We start from the raw sequence: 17,303 nt of genomic DNA, 5'->3' as shown, positions 1-17,303 counted from the left end.
CCCATTGACGGGGCGAACAGGGACGGGGAATACGCCTCTGTTCTGGGCGGGCGTCCCGAAGGGGAATTGAAGGAAGCGGGCTGTGAATGGCTGGCTAGGCTGGGAAAAAGGGGCGGATCCGAACGTGCGCTATGTATCCGGCCGATCGGTGCTGTCGCCAGTATGCATGTACGGGTCATGCGAGGATTTTGAAGGCTCCTGCTGGATGCGGGCGCAGAGCCGGTCCATACTTGCCATTCGGACGGAGAGACGCCGCTCATGATCGCCTCCTACAACGGGCGATATGACTGCGTAGAGCTGCTGCTCGCGGCAGGGCAGATCCGATCGTGCGGGACCCCCGGGACCGTTTCCATGTCCCGAGGCGCTGCTTTTGCTATGCCTTCCCTTGATTACAGGCCCTTCGCGCTCGCTCCAGTTCCAACAGCGTCGTCCTTCACTTTCCATCCCGCCCCGGTAGCCGGTAAGCGCGCCGCCCTTGCCGATGACCCTGTGGCAGGGCACGGCGATCAGCACGGGGTTGGCGCCGATCGCGGCGCCGACGGCCCGGACTGCGGAAGGCCTGCCGATCCGGTCCGCGATTCCGGAGTACGACTCGGTATCTCCATAAGGAATGCTCTTGAGCGCCTCCCATACCGCGAGCTGGAACGGCGTTCCGCTCATCGCGAACGGCAGCGTGAACGCATCGCGCCTGCCCTCCAAGTATTGAAGCAGCTCGTCCGCGTAGGGATGAAGCTTCTCCTCGCTTCGAACGAGCCTCGATCCCGGCATGCGGGCGCTTGTCCACGCCGTCATTTCGGCTTCCCCTCCATCCCGCGAGCCGACGAATGCCAACCCTTCTTCGGTTGCGGCCAGATGAAGCTCCCAATCTCCGTGACGGAGCATGGACCAATAGACGATAACCTCATTTTGTGCGCTCATGAATCCGTTCCCCTTTCCTGTCGGCGGCATTCCGGCGGTAAGCAGCCGGAGTCATGCCCGTCATTTTTTTGAACAAAGTCGTGAAATAAGGCGTGTTGGGCCAGCCGCAGCGCTTGCCTACGGCAGCGACGGGCAGATCCGTGGACAGCAGCAGCTCCTTGGCGGCTTCGGCCCGAACCTGCTGGATGTATTCAACGGGCGTGACGCCCACGATTTTATGGAACGTCCGGTGGAGGTGGAACGGCGAGCCGTGGCATGCGGCCGCGAGAGCTTCCAAGGTCAGGCGCTCGGCATAATGAGCGCGGATGAATCTTTGGGCCAGGGTGATCCAGTCCTCGTCAGGCACGAGCTCTCCCGTCGGCCTGCATCGCTTGCAAGGGCGGTAGCCGGCGGCGAGCGCTTCGCCGAACGTTCGGAACAAGCCGGCGTTCTCCCGGTTCGGCAGCCTGGACCGGCAGGAAGGCCTGCAGAATATTCCGGTCGTCCTGACCGCGTAGAAAAATTCCCCGTCTCTCGAGCCGTCGCATGCTGCCACGGCTTCCCATTCACTGTCGCCCAGCAGCTGCGGCTCACCGAGGGAGCTGCCGCCCCCGTCTTCCCGCAGCCCGAAGCCGATTGAATCCGTTATCCGCATCAGGTTCACCTCCTTCATCAGTATAACGCCTTCAAGCGCGTTTGTGCGGCATCCCGGATAGGAGCGCAAGATTGCGAAACCGTCCAACTAAAAAAAAGTCCCCTAAGGGACTCTCGGCCAGTCTGGCAACGTCAGGCTGGCCGGCTGCCTCGCCGGCTGCCCTTGCCGGCTGCACTCGCCGGCTGCCTCGCCGCCTGCTTCACCGGCTGCACCGACTGCTGGAGGAATGGCTCGCTCCGGCTTCCCTTCAATCCCTGGCAGCTTCGTACAGGCTGGCCGCGATGCGCGCCGGAGCGGTTTTGACGGTGGACATATGGTCGCCTTCCGTTTTGATCAGCCGGAACACCCCGAGACGTCCGGACATGTGAGGATGCCAGCCGTAGCCTTCTCCTTGCGGCAGCACGCCGTCGGTCGTGAGGTACAGGTAGCTTCTCGGAATTTCGAGTCCATAGAATTTCTTCAGGTCGAGCTTCTCGAAGAGAGGTTTCGCCGGCTCCGGAACCATCCTGCTGTACAGATGATCGGCGAGTCTTTTGTCGGCCAGATTCGCGAACGTATCCCTGAACAGCGGGTACGGAAGCATGATCGTATCGTCGGAGGAAGACTGCCTGAGCTGGATGAACGATTGCTGCACGGGAGGAGGGAGCTCGTCTGCGACCGATTGGCCGTCCTTCAGGACGAACGCGTTCATGAAGATGATTCTGCGGATTCGGTCCGGCACGAGCTCGGCGGTTTTCTGAATGACGCTTCCTCCGAAGCTGTGGCCGACGAGCCGCACATCGGAGAGGCCGCAGCCCGTAATGGTTGCCGCCACCGCTCGGGTAATGGCTTCATGCGTAACGCCGGGATTATAATCCGGGCCATGACCGGGATATTCCGGCACATGGACGATGTGGCCTTGCCTTCTCAGCTCGGATGCAACCTCGCTCCAATAGCTGGCGTCCGCCCAGGACCCATGGACGAGGACAAAGGTCAGACTCGGCGCAGGCTCGCCCTGCTGGCTGCCGCTTCGGTACAGGCTGCGGATAGGAGGCAGGGGAGGATAAGCAGCCATCCAGGCGTAGGGAAACCGATCCTGCGCAAAAAAGCGTTCGGGATGCATTCGGCTCTCACTCCTTATCCGGTCCCGGCACGACGGGCCATTTGACTTTCCGGAGGCAATCGATGACCTCGTCTCCGACATGGAGGTTGCTTTTGACGAGCTGGCGAGGCGTCAGCGCCATCCACTGGTTGAGGGAAATATCCTCGAAGCGGCTGCTGCGGAACATTTCCAGAAACCAGAGCGTGGAGGTTCCGGTGTTCTGGATGTAATGGCCGAAGGCGAAAGGGACGTAGCCGACGTCGCCGGCTCTGTAATCGAAGGTCCTCGCTTTGCCGCCGGCGCCGAATACGGTCATGCGGCCCTGTCCGGCCAAGTAATACTGCCATTCATCCTGGTTGGGATGCCAATGAAGCTCGCGCATGCCTCCCGGCTTGATTTCGACCAGCGCGGCCGCGATCGTCTTGGATGCCAGGAAGTTGGTCGAATCTGCGATCCTCACGCTGCCGCCCGGTGTCGTGAGAGGAGTCTGGGCGAGCAGCGAATGCTTGAAAGGAAACGGGACGGAGCCGTATGGCGACTGAATTTCCTGGCTTTGGACGGGACCCGGCACCCGGTCGCGGTAGATGTAGACCTGTCCGGGCGGAATGGAATCGAACGCGCTCGCCGGAACGCCGAAGTTCTCGGCCAGCACGTCCTTGGGAGTATGGGCGAACCAATCGGAGATGGAGAGGGTGTTCAGATCCGAGAAATGGCCGTCGTCGAAGACGAGCAGGAATTCGCAGCCTTCCTCCAGCCCTTGGATGGAATGGGGCAGCCCCGGCGGAAAGTACCACAGATCTCCGGGACCGACGTCGGCGATGAAATTGCGGCCTTGCCAGTCGATGGCGGTAATCCGGGCGCTTCCGAGGAGCATATAAGACCATTCGGCCTGCTGATGCCAGTGAAGCTCCCGGACTCCTCCCGGAATGAGGCTCATATTGACTCCGGCAAGCGTTGTCGCTGCGGGGAGCTCCCGGATGGTCACCTCGCGCGACCAACCGCCCTGGTTCAGCTGCATATGCGCATCCGAGAAGGAGAATCTCAGATTCGGGATGAGGCCGTTGTCCGTTGGCGGGGGGACGAGCAGATCGGGATTTTGCAGATCGCGCATAAGGTTGCGGGGGCCTTTGTCAGGCCCGCCGGCTCCATCCGCTCGCATGGGCTCGGGAACCGGCATGGATTGGCGCTCATTGTTCATGGCATGGACTCCTTTTCCGGTGGCAGGCTCAGTTTCTGCCGCTATGTGCTACCTTACGCCGGCTTTCCGCCGGATATGTATCTGGCGGCAGAAGCCGAATGGAGTTAAAATGGAAGGACGTGGGAAATAGACAACCTATAATGGAACAGGAGTGAGGGTCCCTTTGTGGAAGGAATTCAAGGCGTTCGCGCTCAAAGGCAACATCCTGGATCTTGCTATCGCCGTCATCATCGGGGCGGCCTTCGGCAAAATCGTCAGCTCGCTCGTGGCGGACATTCTGACGCCGCTGATCGGCATGCTGTTCGGAGGCGTCGACGTCTCCGGGCTCAAGGCGACATTCGGAGATACTACGCTCGCCTATGGATTGTTCCTCCAGAGCGTGATCGACTTCTTCATCGTTTCGTTCTCCATTTTCCTGTTCATCCGGCTGCTCACCGGCCTCAAGCGCAAGCGGCATCATGAGGAAGAGCTGCCGAAGAGGCAGGATCCCGTCCTGACGGGCGAGGAGAAGCTGCTGATCGAAATCCGCGATTTGCTGAAGGACCGGCAGGGCAAGCTCTAGCGAGACGGAGACTCCGGCATGGGAGGCTCCGGCAAGACGGACATTCTGGTATGGCGGAGGCTTTAGCAAGACGGAGACTCTGGCATGATGGAAACTCCAGCATTATGGAAGCTTCAGCAAGACGGACACGCTGGCATTGCGGAGGCTGCAGCATAACGATTGGACGGCGCATGGACGGCCGGAAGGATGGGCCGCTGCCGGTTTGGCAAAATGAATGGGAGGCGAATTCTGCATGCAGAAACGGATGCTGGGAAAAGAAGGTTTGGAAGTATCGGCGCTGGGACTCGGCTGCATGGGCATGTCGGATTTCTACGGGGGCCGGGACGAAGCGGAGTCGATCTCCACGATCCACCGCGCGCTGGAGCTCGGCGTGACGCTCCTGGACACGGCGGACATGTACGGCGTCGGAGCCAATGAGGAGCTGGTCGGACAAGCCGTCAAAGGCAGAAGGTACGACGCGGCCATCGCGACCAAGTTCGGCATCCGCAGAGCGGAGGACGGGTCAAGGCTCGGGGTGAGCGGCCGTCCCGATTATGTCCGCGCGGCCTGCGAGGCCAGCCTGCGGCGTCTTGGAACCGATCATATCGATCTGTACTATCAGCATCGGGTTGATCCCGATACGCCGATCGAGGAGACGGTCGGGGCGATGGCGGAGCTGGTCAAGGAAGGCAAGGTCCGCTTTCTCGGCCTGTCGGAAGCCGCTCCGGATACGATCCGACGCGCCAGCGCCGTGCATCCCATCTCTGCGCTTCAGACGGAATATTCCCTGTGGAGCCGGGATGTCGAGGACGAGATCCTCCCGCTCTGCCGCGAGCTCGGCATCGGCTTCGTTCCCTATTCGCCGCTCGGCAGAGGTTTCCTGACCGGCCAGATCCAAGCGTTCGACGATTTGCCGCAGGACGATTACCGCCGCCACTCTCCCCGCTTCCAGGGAGAGAACTTCGGCAGGAATCTGGAGCTGGTGGACCGGGTCCGCGACATTGCGGCGGCGAAAGGCTGCAGGCCTTCCCAGCTGGCGCTTGCCTGGCTGCTGTCGCAGGGCGACGACATCGTTCCGATCCCGGGGACGAAGCGCCGCAGCTATCTGGAGGAGAACATCGGAGCGGTCCATATCGGGCTGACGGACGGAGATCGGAGCCGGATCGAGGAGGTCGCCCCGCGCGGAGCGGCGCATGGCGAGCGGTACGCCGAGGACGGCATGAAAACCGTCAATCTGTAGCCATCTTCTATGCCACAAGGCTGTGAATGCTCTGGAGCAAGCAGAAGATGAGCAGGAAATGGTGTATTTAGCAGGAGATTGTAATTAATGGAGCAGGAGATTGTAATTGAACAGAAGATTGCAATCGAGCAGAAGATTGCAATAGAGCAGAAGATTGTAATTGAACAGAAGATGGTAACTATGGGCAGGTGGTCGCGAATGCGCAGGAGTCCGCGCCTCCGCCATCCATTCCTGCCGGCAAGCGAGGGTCCGATATGTGGGAATTCATCATTCGCAGAACGCTTCAATCCATTGTCGTCCTGTTGATCGTGTCCGCTTCATGCTTTTATTTGATTCATGAAATGCCCGGCGACATGTGGTCGACGATCGGAATGACGCTGGAGCAGAAGCAGCTCGTGGATGCCCGGAAGCATGCGCTCGGACTCGATCTGCCCTTTCTGGAGCAGTATTGGGCCTGGCTCAAAGGTCTCCGTCATGGAGCGCTCGGCCTGGATTACCAGATGTATCCGATCAGCGGCTACATCTGGAAGTATGCGCAGAACAGCCTGATTCTGATCGGCACCGCGTGGCTTCTTGCGCTCATGATCGCGTTTCCGCTGGCGATCTACAACAGCCGCCGGCCGGGCGGCCTGTCGGACCGGGCGGCAGCCATGCTCGCGCTTGCCGGCTTCGCCTTGCCAGCCAGCGCCGCCGGCATCTGGCTGCGTCAGCTGTTTGCCATGAACCTGCTCTGGCTTCCTCCAAGCAGCATGCATACTCCCGGAATGGAAGGGAACCTGCCGGATCTGCTTCAGCATATGGTTCTGCCCGTGGCGACCTTGATGCTGGGCATCGTCGCCGTGTATCTCAAGTTCATCCGCTCCAGCCTGCAGGAGGTGCTTCCTTTGGACTATCTGCAGACTGCCCGGGCAAAAGGCGTTCCCGAAAAACGGGTCATCCTTGTGCATGGACTCAAAAACGCCATGATCCCCGTCGTTACTCTTGCCGCGATGGATCTGCCGATGCTGGTCAGCGGCTCGGCCATCGTCGAGAACGTGTTCAATTGGGGCGGTCTCGGATCGCTGATGGTTTACGCCGCTCTTTCGCGCAACCATCCGCTGCTGATCGCCGTCATCCTCCTCGTTACCGCTCTCGTTGTCCTATTTTCCTGGATCGCGGATATGATCTATCTGCTGCTGGATCCGCGGATCCGGTTCGGCAGGAAGACGGGATAGGTGACGCGGCGCGGCCCATTCGCAAACGATGCCGTTCATTTGATTCATCCCCCCGGCCATGCCGGGTTTTTTTTGTTCGCTATTGCGCCATTCATCGCTTTGTTGTCGCAGGATTGCATTGACATAAGAGCGTTTTCATGAAAAAAATGTACACGCGTACATGAGTATATATTTAAGGCAAATGAGGCTGTGGAATGACAAAAAGGACGGAAGTCGCCAAGCTCGCGGGCGTATCCGAGGCGACCGTGTCGCGGGTGCTGAGCGGGACGGGGCCGATCAAGGAGGCAACCCGGCTCAAGGTGCTGGAGGCGGCGGACGCGCTGGGTTATGTGCCTAGCGACATCGCCCGGCAGTTCGCGAAGAAGAGGAGCGGAAACCTGGGCGTCGTGCTGCCGTTCATGCCGAACGTGCCGCTCTTCTCCACCTTCTACTTCTCGCAGCTGCTCGGCGGTATCGGTCTTGCGGCCGGCGAGCGGGGGCTGAATCTGCTGCTGATCTTCCGGCAGCCGGGAGATGCAAGTCCATATGCCGGCTTGTTCCGATCCCGCAAGGCGGATGCCTGCATCGTGCTCGGTTCGAGCGGGATTCCGGGAGAGAGGGAGGCGCTGATGGAGCTGGAGACGGCCGGCTATCCCTACGCCGTCGCAGGCCAGCGGTTCGAAGGACTGGAGCATCGGACGGCAGACGGAGATCATGCCGCAGGGAGCCGGCAGACGGTAGCCCATCTGCACGGACTCGGCTGCCGCAGCATTGCCTTTGTCGGCGGTCCTGCGCAGTATTCCAACAGCGGAGACCGGTATGCCGGCTATGTGGAGGGGTTGGAGCAGGCGGATCTGCCGCTGTCGCCGCATATCGTTCTTGAAGGCAAGTACAGCCGCAAGAGCGGCCTGGCGCTTGCCTCTCGGGTAGAGGAGCTGCTGCGGAGCGGACAGGCCGACAGCGTGTATGCCGGCAACGACCGGATGGCGATCGGCATCATGCAAGGCTTGCTGGAGAAAGGGATCCAGGCCGGAAGGGATTACGCGCTCGCCGGATATGACGGCTCGGATGGAGCTTCCATGACGAGCCCGCAGCTTACTTCCGTGGCGGTCCCTTTCGACGAAGTCGGCCGGCAGGCTGCGCTGCGGGCGATCGGCGAGGCGGAGGGCGGCATCGCGCCTTCCCATGAGCTCATGCTGGCTACGAGGCTGGCGGCGAGGGATTCGACGCTGTTGTACCGCCCCGGCCGTCCATGAGGCGAAGGCAAGCAGACAACAGAATCCATTGAAGGAGATGATGTCGGTGAAGAAGATCAAGGTTGGGATGGTTGGCTACAAGTTCATGGGCAAGGCGCATAGCAATGCCTATCGCGCCCTGCCGATGTTTTTCCCGGATGCCCCTGCGGGTCCGGAGCTGAAGGTTCTCTGCGGCCGCGATGCCGCAGCCGTCGAGCAGGCCCGCGCCCAGTTCGGCTGGGAGGAAGCCGAGACGGATTGGAGACGGCTCGTCCAGCGGGACGATCTCGACCTGATCGACATCAACGCTCCGAGCGATGCGCACAAGGAAATCGCGCTGGCCGCAGCGGCAGCAGGCAAGCATCTGTTCTGCGAGAAGCCGCTCGCTCTGTCGTTGCCGGATGCGAGGGAGATGCTGGAGGCGGCCCGTCAAGCCGGAATCAAGCATATGGTCGGCTTCAACTACCGGTTCTCGCCGGCCGTGCAGCTCGTCAAGAAGCTGATCGATGAAGGACGGCTCGGCCAAATCTATCATTTCCGCGCCTGGTTCCTTCAGGACTGGATTCTGGATCCGGACTTCCCGCTCGTATGGAGGCTGCAGAAGGATATCGCCGGCTCCGGATCGCATGGCGATCTCGGCGCCCACCTGATCGACATGGCCCGTTACCTGGTGGGAGAGTTCAGCGAGGTGATCGGCATGAGCGAAACTTTCGTCAAGGACCGGCCCATCGCCGCCGAGATGACGGGACTGAGCGCCAAGGGCGACAAGGACGCTCCGCGCGGTCCGGTCACGGTCGACGACGCGACGCTGTTCCTCGCCCGCTTCGAGGGCGGCGCGCTCGGCAGCTTCGAGGCGACCCGCTTCGCGGCGGGTCATCGGAGCACCAATTCCTTCGAGATCAACGGCAGCAAAGGCAGCGTCATTTTCGATTTCGAGCGGATGAACGAGCTGCAGGTGTATTTCACCGACGATGCGGACGATGTGCAAGGCTTCCGCCGGGTGCTCGTCACCGATGCTCCGCATGCGTATATCAACGCCTGGTGGCCGGCAGGGCATACGATCGGATTCGAGCATACGTTCACGCATGAGATGCTGGAGCTGTTCACCGCCATTCATGAAGACCGCCAGCCTTCGCCGAATTTCGTCGACGGCGTCAAATGCCAGGAGGTGCTGGAGGCGGTCGACCGTTCCATCGCGGAGCGACGCTGGGTAGCCCTACAGGAAATGCAGGAAGCGTGAAGCTCCAAAACGATATGAGGACAAAGGCGGGTGCACTATGAGAAAAGCATTGATCGTGCAGGGCGGATGGGACGGCCATCAGCCGAAAGAGGTGGCCGCGATTTTCGCGGAGCTGCTGGGCAAGGAACAATTCGACGTTGTCGTCTCGGATACGCTGGACAGCTTCAAGGACGCGGAGCTGATGATCTCGCTCGATCTGATCGTCCCGATCTGGACGATGGGCAGCATCGCTCAGGAGCAGCTGCGCCCGCTGCTGGATGCGGTGCAGGCCGGCTGCGGCATCGCCGGCTGCCACGGAGGGATGAGCGACGCCTTCCGCAATGAAGTCGAATATCAGCATATGGTCGGCGGACAATGGGTCGCGCATCCCGGCAACGACGGGGTGAGATACGAGGTGAGCATGAGCCGCCCGGACGATCCTTTGACAGAGGGAATCGGAGATTTCGAGGTTTCCTCGGAAAAATACTACATGCACGTCGATCCAGCCATCACCGTACATGCGGCGACCGACTTCGACGGCGTCAAGATGCCCGTCGTCTGGACGAAGACATGGGGCCAAGGACGCGTCTACCACAATACGCTCGGACATCAGGCCAATATCGTCGAGATGCCTCCGGTGCTCGAACTGATGAGACGGGGCTTCCTGTGGGCCGCCCGTCCGCAAGCCTAGAACAACGACAGCCCAAGGAGGCCCCAATACTATGAACCCCATTAAAGTCGGCGTCATCGGCTGCGGCAACATCAGCCGCATCTATTTCACGAACCTGAAGCAGTATCCCGAGGTGGAGCTGGCGGCCTGCGCCGACATGGATCCCTCCAGAGCGCGCGCCATGGCGGAGGAATACGGCATTCCCCATGCCTATACAGTGGAAGAGCTGCTCGCAGATCCGGAGATCGGAATCGTCGTCAACTTGACGATTCCGCAGGCCCATGCCCCGGTATGCCTGGCTGCGCTGGAAGCCGGCAAGCATGTGTATGTGGAGAAGCCGCTCGCCGTCACGCGCGAGGAGGGCCGTCAGGTTCTTGAGCTGGCCGCCAGCAAAGGGCTCCGGGTGGCTAGCGCTCCCGAAACGTTCCTCGGCGGCGCCATCCAGACCTGCCGCAAGCTGATCGACGACGGAGCGATCGGCCGTCCGATCGCCGCAGTCGGCTTCATGCTGAGCGGCGGCCACGAGAGCTGGCATCCCGATCCGGCCTTCTACTACAAGAAGGGCGGCGGACCGATGTTCGACATGGGCCCGTACTATTTGACCGCTCTCGTGAATCTGCTCGGTCCGATCCGCAGGGTGACCGGCTCGGCAGTCGTCTCGCATCCGCAGCGGACCGTCCGCAGCGAGCCCAAGCGCGGAGAAGTGATCGACGTCGAGGTTCCGACCCATATCGCCGGGGTGATCGACTTCGAGAACGGCACGGTCGGCACGCTCATTACGAGCTTCGACACCCCGGTCGGGGGAACGCTGCCGAATATCGAGATTTACGGCACGGCAGGCACGCTGCTCGTTCCGGATCCCAATAATTTCGGGGGCGTCGTCCGGCTGCGCAGGCAGGGAGCCGATGCGGCGGAAGAGATTCCGCTCACGCACGGCTTCACGGACAACAACCGCGGCATCGGCGTGGCCGACCTGGCCCGCTCCATCGCGGAGGGAATTCCGCATCGCGCCAGCGGCGAGATGGCCTACCATGTGCTGGAGGCGATGCACGGCTTCCATGACGCCTCCGCCGAGGGCAGGCACTACGAGATGGTCAGCAGCTGCTCCCGTCCGGAAGCGATGCCTGAGGCTGCGGAAGCGAAGTAAGGGATGGAAGCACAGGCTGCCGGCGATGCTGCTTCCGACTCGTCTGCCGAACAGCGCCGGCGGATTCCTCCTCCAATGCCGCTGAAGAACAAAAAGCAATCCGGAAGCCTGGCTTCCGGATTGCTTTTTGTTTTAGTTTCCTGATAGGCCGGGTTTTTAACCTAGAGAGCCCAGTTGCCGGCGCGGAAGATCGGCTCGATCTTGCCGTCCTGCGTGACGCCGTCGATGTCCATCTCCGGCGAGCCGATCATGAAGTCCTCATGGACGAGGCTGCGGTTGGAGCCGCGGGCAGCCAGCTCCTCGGGAGACAGGTCCGAGCCGCCTTCCAGGTTGACCGGATAGGCTTGGCCGAGAGCGAGATGGCAGGATGCGTTCTCGTCGTACAGAGTATTGAAGAAGGTAATGCCGGAATTCGAGATCGGGGAATCGTTCGGCACAAGCGCGACTTCGCCGAGCTGCACGGCGCCTTCGTCGGTCGCGAGCAGCTTGGACAGCGTCTCGTAGCCTTGCTCGGCGGAAAACTCGACGACTTTGCCGTCCTTGAACGTCAAGGAGAAGCCGTCGATGACCTGTCCATTGTAGTTCAGCGGCTTCGTGCTGCGAACGGTTCCGTTCACCCGATCCTTGTGCGGCATTGTGAACACTTCCTCCGTCGGCATGTTCGGATTGAACATGACGCCGCGCGAATTTTCCTTGCTTCCTCCGAGCCAGAGATGGCCATCCGGAAGTCCGATTGTCAGCTCCGTGCCGGGAGCCGTATAGCGGAGCTCCGCATAGCGCTTGGCGTTGAGCCGGTCGACCATGGACAGCAGGGTGGCGTTATGCTCTTCCCATGCCGAGACCGGATTGTCGAGACCGATCCGGGTGGCATCGATGATTCTGTCCCACAGCTTCTCGACCGCTTCTTCTACGGGAATGCCCGGGAATACTTTGGCGGACCATTCCGGAGTGGCGTAGGATACGAGCGTCCAGGCGTTCTCGTGGTTCATCAGCGCATTGCGGTAAGGAGCGAGAGCGGTTGATGCCGTCTTGGAGCTGGTCGCCATCCGGTCCGGATCGATATCGTTCAGCAGGTCCGGGTTCGGGGAGTAGATCTGGATGAAGGCGGCGCCTTCGTCGGCGAACCCTTTCATGGCATTGGCGCGCCATGCCGGATATTCCGAGAAGCTCTCCTCCGGCGCCTGCTTGAAGCGGATGCGGGTCAGCTCCTCGTCATTGTACTCGACGTGGACGTCGCGGGCACCGGCTGCATACGCTCTGGACGACACCAGCCGAACGAGAGGCGCGGCGGTGATCGGAGCCATGACGACGACTTTCTGATTCGGCTGCACGTTGACACCGACGCGGACGATAATGTCGGCGTAGTTTTCCAATTGCTGTTGAGTAGGTCGCATAGGAACCCCCATAGAAATAGAGTAGGTTGAACAGGAAATCTATTCTATTATAGTCGGTCCGGGCCAAGGTTCCAATCGGGGACCGGATGAGCGGATGCGGTTTAAAGCGTTTTCATCTTAGGTGTGGAACAAGGAGCCGCTCGGAATCAGCGACCGATGGATGATGAGGGAACGAAAAAAACCTGAAGGGACTCCGGCAGCGTCCGCCGGAGTCCCTTGCTTGTCATTCCTGCAACCTGCAATCGGCTTACGAAATGGTCCGGAGACGGATCACGTTCCAGGAAGCCTTCGGCAGGGAAGCGGCGACCTTGGAGCCGTCCACGGTCGAGCTTCCGCCCGTGCGGGGAAGGACCGTGTCGGGCCTAGCCGCTGTATTGAACGCCTTGAGATCGGGATTGTCGAGCACGATATGCTCGATCAAGGAGCATGTCCCGAAGCTGCGGAGGTCGATTTCCGTCAGCAGCTCCTCGTCCAGGCTGCGGTTGACGGCGAAGATCGTGATTTCGCCGGTTTCCTCGCGATGGACGGCGACGGACTCCAGATAAGGAACATCGGTGATTTCTTTGGTGTCGTATTTGGGAGAGCGGATCAGGGGCACGAGCGCCTGGCCGCGGCCGAAAAGGGAAGCGTGCAAGTACGGATAATAAATGCTTTGCGCCCAGGCGCTGCCTCCGTTCTCGGTCATGATGGGCGCGATGACGTTGACGAGCTGGGCGAGACAGCCGATATGGACGCGGTCGGCATGCTTGAGCAGCGAGATCAGCATGCAGCCGACGACGAGCGCATCCTCCATGTTGTAGACGTCTTCAAGCTGCGGGGGAGCGATCTGCCAAGGGTCCAGCTTGCGGTCGGATTCATTGGAATGATACCAGACGTTCCACTCGTCGAAGCTCAGGTGGATCCGCTTTTTGCTGCGCTTTTTGGCTTTGACGTAATCGCAGATCGCGACAACGCTTTCAATGAACTCGTCCATCTGAAGCGACCGCGCCAGGAAAGTGGGGGTGTCGCCTTCATGATTGCCGTAGTATTGGTGCAGCGACAGGTAGTCCACCTGGTCATAGGACAGGTCGAGCACCGTCGCTTCCCATTCTGCAAAGGTAGGCATGCCAAGGCCGGAGCTGCCGCAGGCGACCAGCTCGATGGAAGGATCGACCTGACGCATCGCCTTGGCGGCTTCCGATGCGGCTCTGCCGTATTCGGCGGCGGTCTTCTGGCCAATCTGCCATGGACCGTCCATCTCGTTGCCGAGACACCAGGTTTTGATTCCATGGGGCTCCTTATAGCCGTGGGAAATCCTCAGATCGCTCCAATAGCTGCCTCCCGGATGGTTGGCGTATTCGATCGCCTGCCGGGCATCCTCCATGCCCTGGGTGCCGAGATTGATCGCCCACATGACATCGGTTCCGGCCGCCTTCGCCCAGTCGGCGAATTCGTTCATGCCGACGAGATTCGGCTCCACCGTGCGCCATGCCAGCTCCAGCCGGCTCGGACGGCTGTCCCGGGGGCCGATGCCATCCTTCCAGTCATAGGCTGACACGAAGTTGCCCCCCGGATAGCGGACAATCGGTACCTGGAGCTTCTTCACCATGTCCAGGACGTCCCGGCGGAAGCCGCTGCTGTCCGCGAGAGGATGTTCCGGCTCATAGATGCCGCCGTAGACGGCTCGGCCCAGATGCTCGATAAAAGAACCGTAAAGCCGGTTGTCCACGCGGCCGATGACAAAATCCCTGTCGACAGCCATTTTTGCTTGAAGAGCCATTCGCCTGCACCTCGTTCGCATCGATTTGGTCTATATAAATTGAACGGAAACGAACAGGGGCCGCTGCGCAGATGGAATGCTCTTCCGATCGCTGTTAGACCCGGATTTCTCGAAAAAATCCCTATGAATAGGGGATATACGGGTTAAAGGCGAACGCTTCAAGTTTTCGGAGAAAAACGCTTCGTAAGCTCTGCTTCTCCAGAAATCATTCCATCGACTCCGCTCGATCAAATGTTCGCTTTATATAGAAGGGTTTGTTTTCCAGCCTTATCATAGCTCATCAAACATGTATGTACAACTTAAATATGATATAATCATGTAAATATATGCGACGGGGTGCTGGGATGGATGACAAGGTTCCGAAATATTTGGCGTTGAAGCAGCAGATTGGAGATTGGCTGCAGGAGGGACGGTACAAGGCCGACGAGCAGATGCTCTCGGAAAACGAACTCGCGGCCATGTTCGGCCTCAGCAGGCAGACGGTCCGGCAGACGATCGGAGAGCTGGTGAACGACGGGCTGCTCTACCGGGTCCAAGGCAAGGGGACGTTCGTCTCCCGGCTGCGCGTACGCACCGCCGGAGACACGCCGACGATCGGCATGGTGACGACGTATATTTCCGACTATATCTTCCCCCATATCGTCCGGGGCGCGGAGAGCGAGCTGAGCCGCCGAGGCTGCGGGCTCCTCCTCTCCAGCACGGACAACGACAAGCTCAAGGAGCGGGACAGCCTGGAGCGGATGCTTTCCTACCCGGCAAGCGGGCTCATCATCGAACCGACGAAGAGCGCCCAGGGAAACGCGAACATGGACCTGTACATCCGGCTGGAGCTGGAGGGGATTCCGTTCGTCATGATCAACGAGCGTTATTCGGGTCTCGACTGTCCTTGCATTAGGGTCGATGACGAAGCGGGCGGATATGAGGCGGCTTCCCATCTCATCAGCCTCGGCCATCGGGAGCTGGCCGGCTTTTTCAAGACCGACGACATCCAGGGAACGATGCGGATGAAGGGATTCATGAGAGCCTGCAGAGAGAAGGGAATACCGCTGCACCCGGAGCGGCTCGTGCTGTACTCCTCCGAGGACAAGCATGGGAAGCCGCTTGAAGCGGCTTCCCGTCTTCTGACCGGAGACCGCCGTCCGACCGCTCTCGTCTGCTACAACGACGAGCTGGCTGTGCGGCTGGTCGATGCCGCGGCGGGCCTCGGGCTGTCGGTGCCCGGCGATCTGTCGCTGACGGGCTTCGACGACTCCGCTTATGCGGTCGCGGGTCCGGTCAAGCTGACGAGCCTCACGCATCCGAAGGCGGAGCTTGGCATCAAGGCGGCCGAGACGCTGCTTGGCTTGATCGAAGGCCGTCCGGGCGAGGCGAAGGAGTTCGTCTACAAGCCGGAGCTTGTCATCCGCGATTCCACGGCAGCCCTGGAAAAGTGATGGTTTAGTATTGGAATCGAGAATCAAGACCAGCCTGATGTATGTACAGGCTGGTCTTTTTATGGTTCATATATTCCCAAGATGTACATACAAGTATATAATGGGGTGGAATCGGCGAAAGGAGGCCTCGCTCTATGCTTCAGCAGTTGAAGGAAGAAGTGCTCAAAGCCAATCTCGACCTGCCTCGCTACAACCTGGTCACGTTCACCTGGGGCAATGTCAGCGGCATCGACCGCGGCTCCGGCCTTGTCGTCATCAAGCCTAGCGGGATTCCTTATGAGGACATGACGGCGGACGACATGGCGGTCGTGGATCTCAAAGGAAACGTCGTGGAGGGAAGGTGGAAGCCGTCGTCGGACGCGCCGACCCATCTGGTGCTGTACCGGTCCTTTCCATCCATCGGCGGCATCGTCCATACCCATTCCTCCTGGGCGACGGCTTGGGCCCAGTCCGGGCTCGGAATACCGGCTCTCGGCACGACCCATGCGGATTATTTTCACGGCGAGATTCCCTGCACCCGTCCGATGAACGCCGCGGAGATCGAGGGCGCATATGAGAAGGAGACGGGAAGGGTTATCGCAGAGACGTTCCTGAACCGCGATCCCGACGCCATTCCCGGCGTCCTCGTCCATGGCCATGCTCCGTTCACGTGGGGCAAGGATCCGTCCGAAGCGGTCCATAACGCCGTCGTGCTGGAGGAGGTGGCCAAGATGGCTTACCGCAGCTTCCGGCTGAAGCCGGATCTGGCCGGCATGTCGGAGCTGCTGCTGGACCGCCACTATTTGCGCAAGCACGGATCGGGCGCTTATTACGGCCAATCCATTCCCAAGGAGGGCTCGCAGCCATGAAAAGGAAATACGCCATCGGCGTCGATTACGGGACGCAGTCCGGCCGGGCCGTCCTGGTCGATCTGGTCGACGGCTCCGAGATCGCGGATCATGTCACACCGTACCGCCATCATGTCATCGACCGCCGGCTGCCGGGCTCGGGGCTGGAGCTGGAGCCGGACTGGGCGCTTCAGCATCCTTCGGACTACATGGAAGTGCTGGGAAGCTCGATTCCGGCGGTGCTCCGGCTATCCGGCGTCGATCCGGAAGACATTATCGGCATCGGCATCGACTTCACGGCCTGCACGATGCTGCCTGTCGATGGCGCGGGGACGCCGCTCTGCCTGCTGCCGGAGCATGCGGGCCATCCGCACAGCTGGGTGAAGCTGTGGAAGCATCACGCGGCGCAGGACGAGGCGAACAAGCTGAACGAAGCGGCGGAGCAGAGAGGCGAAGCCTGGCTGCAGCGCTACGGCGGCAAGCTGTCCTCCGAGTGGATGCTCGCCAAAGTTTGGCAAATACTCGATGAAGCCCCGGATATTTACGAACGGGCCGATCTGTTCATGGAAGCGGCGGATTGGGTCATTTACAGGCTGACCGATGCTTTCGTCCGCAACAGCTGCACGGCCGGCTACAAAGCCGCCTGGCACAAGCGCGACGGCTATCCGGGCGCCGACTTCTTCGGCTCGCTGGATCCGCGCCTGGAGGATTTGACGGCCACCAAGCTGCGCGGAGAGATCGTTCCGCCGGGCACGAGAGTCGGCGGCCTTACGGAAGCGATGGCCCGGCTGACCGGCCTGCGCGCGGGCACGGC

At 60.7% G+C, this 17,303-nt stretch carries 15 protein-coding genes and 2 pseudogenes; 11 read left to right on the top strand and 6 right to left on the bottom strand.

Annotated elements, in window-relative coordinates:
* Positions 1 to 198: 198 nt before the first annotated feature.
* Positions 199 to 282: pseudogene (locus tag BN871_RS30395) on the top strand (hypothetical protein); the annotation flags it as partial.
* Positions 283 to 495: 213 nt separating this feature from the next.
* On the opposite strand, the pseudogene BN871_RS30390 reads toward BN871_RS30395, so the two are convergent.
* The 4 genes and pseudogenes from BN871_RS30390 to BN871_RS25235 form a co-directional block, all read right to left on the bottom strand.
* A pseudogene (locus BN871_RS30390) lies at positions 496 to 882 on the bottom strand (methylated-DNA--[protein]-cysteine S-methyltransferase); the annotation flags it as partial.
* A gap of 19 nt (positions 883 to 901) precedes the next feature.
* On the bottom strand, positions 902 to 1,552 hold the full coding sequence (locus BN871_RS25245) for a bifunctional transcriptional activator/DNA repair enzyme AdaA (protein WP_083436655.1): 651 nt from the start codon (positions 1,550 to 1,552) through the stop codon (positions 902 to 904).
* Positions 1,553 to 1,799: 247 nt separating this feature from the next.
* Positions 1,800 to 2,654 (bottom strand): alpha/beta fold hydrolase, encoded by an 855-nt coding sequence (locus tag BN871_RS25240; RefSeq protein ID WP_021881969.1) that lies wholly within the window; start codon positions 2,652 to 2,654, stop codon positions 1,800 to 1,802.
* A 7-nt stretch (positions 2,655 to 2,661) separates the two neighbouring features.
* A complete protein-coding gene (locus tag BN871_RS25235; protein WP_048749845.1) occupies positions 2,662 to 3,831 on the bottom strand; it encodes an oxalate decarboxylase family bicupin in 1,170 nt (389 codons plus the stop codon).
* A gap of 163 nt (positions 3,832 to 3,994) precedes the next feature.
* On the opposite strand from BN871_RS25235, the gene mscL reads away from it, so the two are divergent.
* The 7 genes from mscL (at position 3,995) to BN871_RS25200 (ending at position 11,076) form a co-directional block, all read left to right on the top strand.
* Positions 3,995 to 4,393 (top strand): large conductance mechanosensitive channel protein MscL, encoded by a 399-nt coding sequence (mscL, locus tag BN871_RS25230; protein ID WP_048749843.1) that lies wholly within the window; start codon positions 3,995 to 3,997, stop codon positions 4,391 to 4,393.
* Between the two features lie 232 nt (positions 4,394 to 4,625).
* Positions 4,626 to 5,612, top strand: a complete 987-nt coding sequence (locus BN871_RS25225; protein ID WP_048749846.1) for an aldo/keto reductase — start codon at positions 4,626 to 4,628, stop codon at positions 5,610 to 5,612.
* A gap of 254 nt (positions 5,613 to 5,866) precedes the next feature.
* Complete coding sequence (locus BN871_RS25220; RefSeq protein WP_069202570.1) at positions 5,867 to 6,826, top strand: ABC transporter permease; 960 nt, start codon at positions 5,867 to 5,869, stop codon at positions 6,824 to 6,826.
* Between the two features lie 194 nt (positions 6,827 to 7,020).
* A complete protein-coding gene (locus tag BN871_RS25215; RefSeq protein WP_048749839.1) occupies positions 7,021 to 8,061 on the top strand; it encodes a LacI family DNA-binding transcriptional regulator in 1,041 nt (346 codons plus the stop codon).
* A gap of 67 nt (positions 8,062 to 8,128) precedes the next feature.
* On the top strand, positions 8,129 to 9,280 hold the full coding sequence (locus BN871_RS25210; protein ID WP_373864520.1) for a Gfo/Idh/MocA family protein: 1,152 nt from the start codon (positions 8,129 to 8,131) through the stop codon (positions 9,278 to 9,280).
* A gap of 37 nt (positions 9,281 to 9,317) precedes the next feature.
* The gene (locus tag BN871_RS25205) at positions 9,318 to 9,950 is read left to right on the top strand and encodes a ThuA domain-containing protein (protein ID WP_021881290.1); all 633 of its coding nucleotides are present in this window, start codon (positions 9,318 to 9,320) and stop codon (positions 9,948 to 9,950) included.
* A 31-nt stretch (positions 9,951 to 9,981) separates the two neighbouring features.
* Positions 9,982 to 11,076 carry a Gfo/Idh/MocA family protein gene (locus BN871_RS25200; protein WP_021881291.1) on the top strand — a complete coding sequence of 365 codons (1,095 nt, stop codon included), beginning with the start codon at positions 9,982 to 9,984 and terminating at the stop codon, positions 11,074 to 11,076.
* A gap of 161 nt (positions 11,077 to 11,237) precedes the next feature.
* Here BN871_RS25200 and BN871_RS25195 read toward each other — a convergent pair whose 3' ends face one another.
* Together BN871_RS25195 and BN871_RS25190 are read right to left on the bottom strand one after the other, a co-directional pair.
* Positions 11,238 to 12,470 (bottom strand): aminopeptidase, encoded by a 1,233-nt coding sequence (locus BN871_RS25195; protein WP_048749833.1) that lies wholly within the window; start codon positions 12,468 to 12,470, stop codon positions 11,238 to 11,240.
* Positions 12,471 to 12,717: 247 nt separating this feature from the next.
* Positions 12,718 to 14,229: an alpha-N-arabinofuranosidase gene (locus BN871_RS25190; RefSeq protein WP_048749832.1), complete on the bottom strand. Its 1,512-nt coding sequence runs from the start codon at positions 14,227 to 14,229 to the stop codon at positions 12,718 to 12,720.
* 344 nt (positions 14,230 to 14,573) lie between these two features.
* Here BN871_RS25190 and BN871_RS25185 point away from each other — a divergent pair, with 344 nt between their 5' ends.
* The 3 genes from BN871_RS25185 to BN871_RS25175 all read left to right on the top strand — a co-directional run.
* Positions 14,574 to 15,662, top strand: coding sequence for a GntR family transcriptional regulator (locus BN871_RS25185; protein WP_048749831.1), 1,089 nt, complete (start codon positions 14,574 to 14,576; stop codon positions 15,660 to 15,662).
* 134 nt (positions 15,663 to 15,796) lie between these two features.
* Positions 15,797 to 16,510, top strand: a complete 714-nt coding sequence (gene araD, locus BN871_RS25180) for an L-ribulose-5-phosphate 4-epimerase (protein ID WP_048749830.1) — start codon at positions 15,797 to 15,799, stop codon at positions 16,508 to 16,510.
* Positions 16,507 to 17,303: FGGY family carbohydrate kinase (locus BN871_RS25175; protein ID WP_048749829.1), on the top strand; the 797-nt coding region annotated here is incomplete at its 3' end. The genes araD and BN871_RS25175, both read left to right, overlap by 4 nt.

Origin of the sequence: Paenibacillus sp. P22, assembly GCF_000469945.2 — a bacterium.
In the GTDB taxonomy this organism is placed as follows: domain Bacteria; phylum Bacillota; class Bacilli; order Paenibacillales; family Paenibacillaceae; genus Paenibacillus_O; species Paenibacillus_O humicus.
Note: the sequence above shows the minus strand (reverse complement) of the source record. Positions and strands in the feature narration are given on the sequence as shown.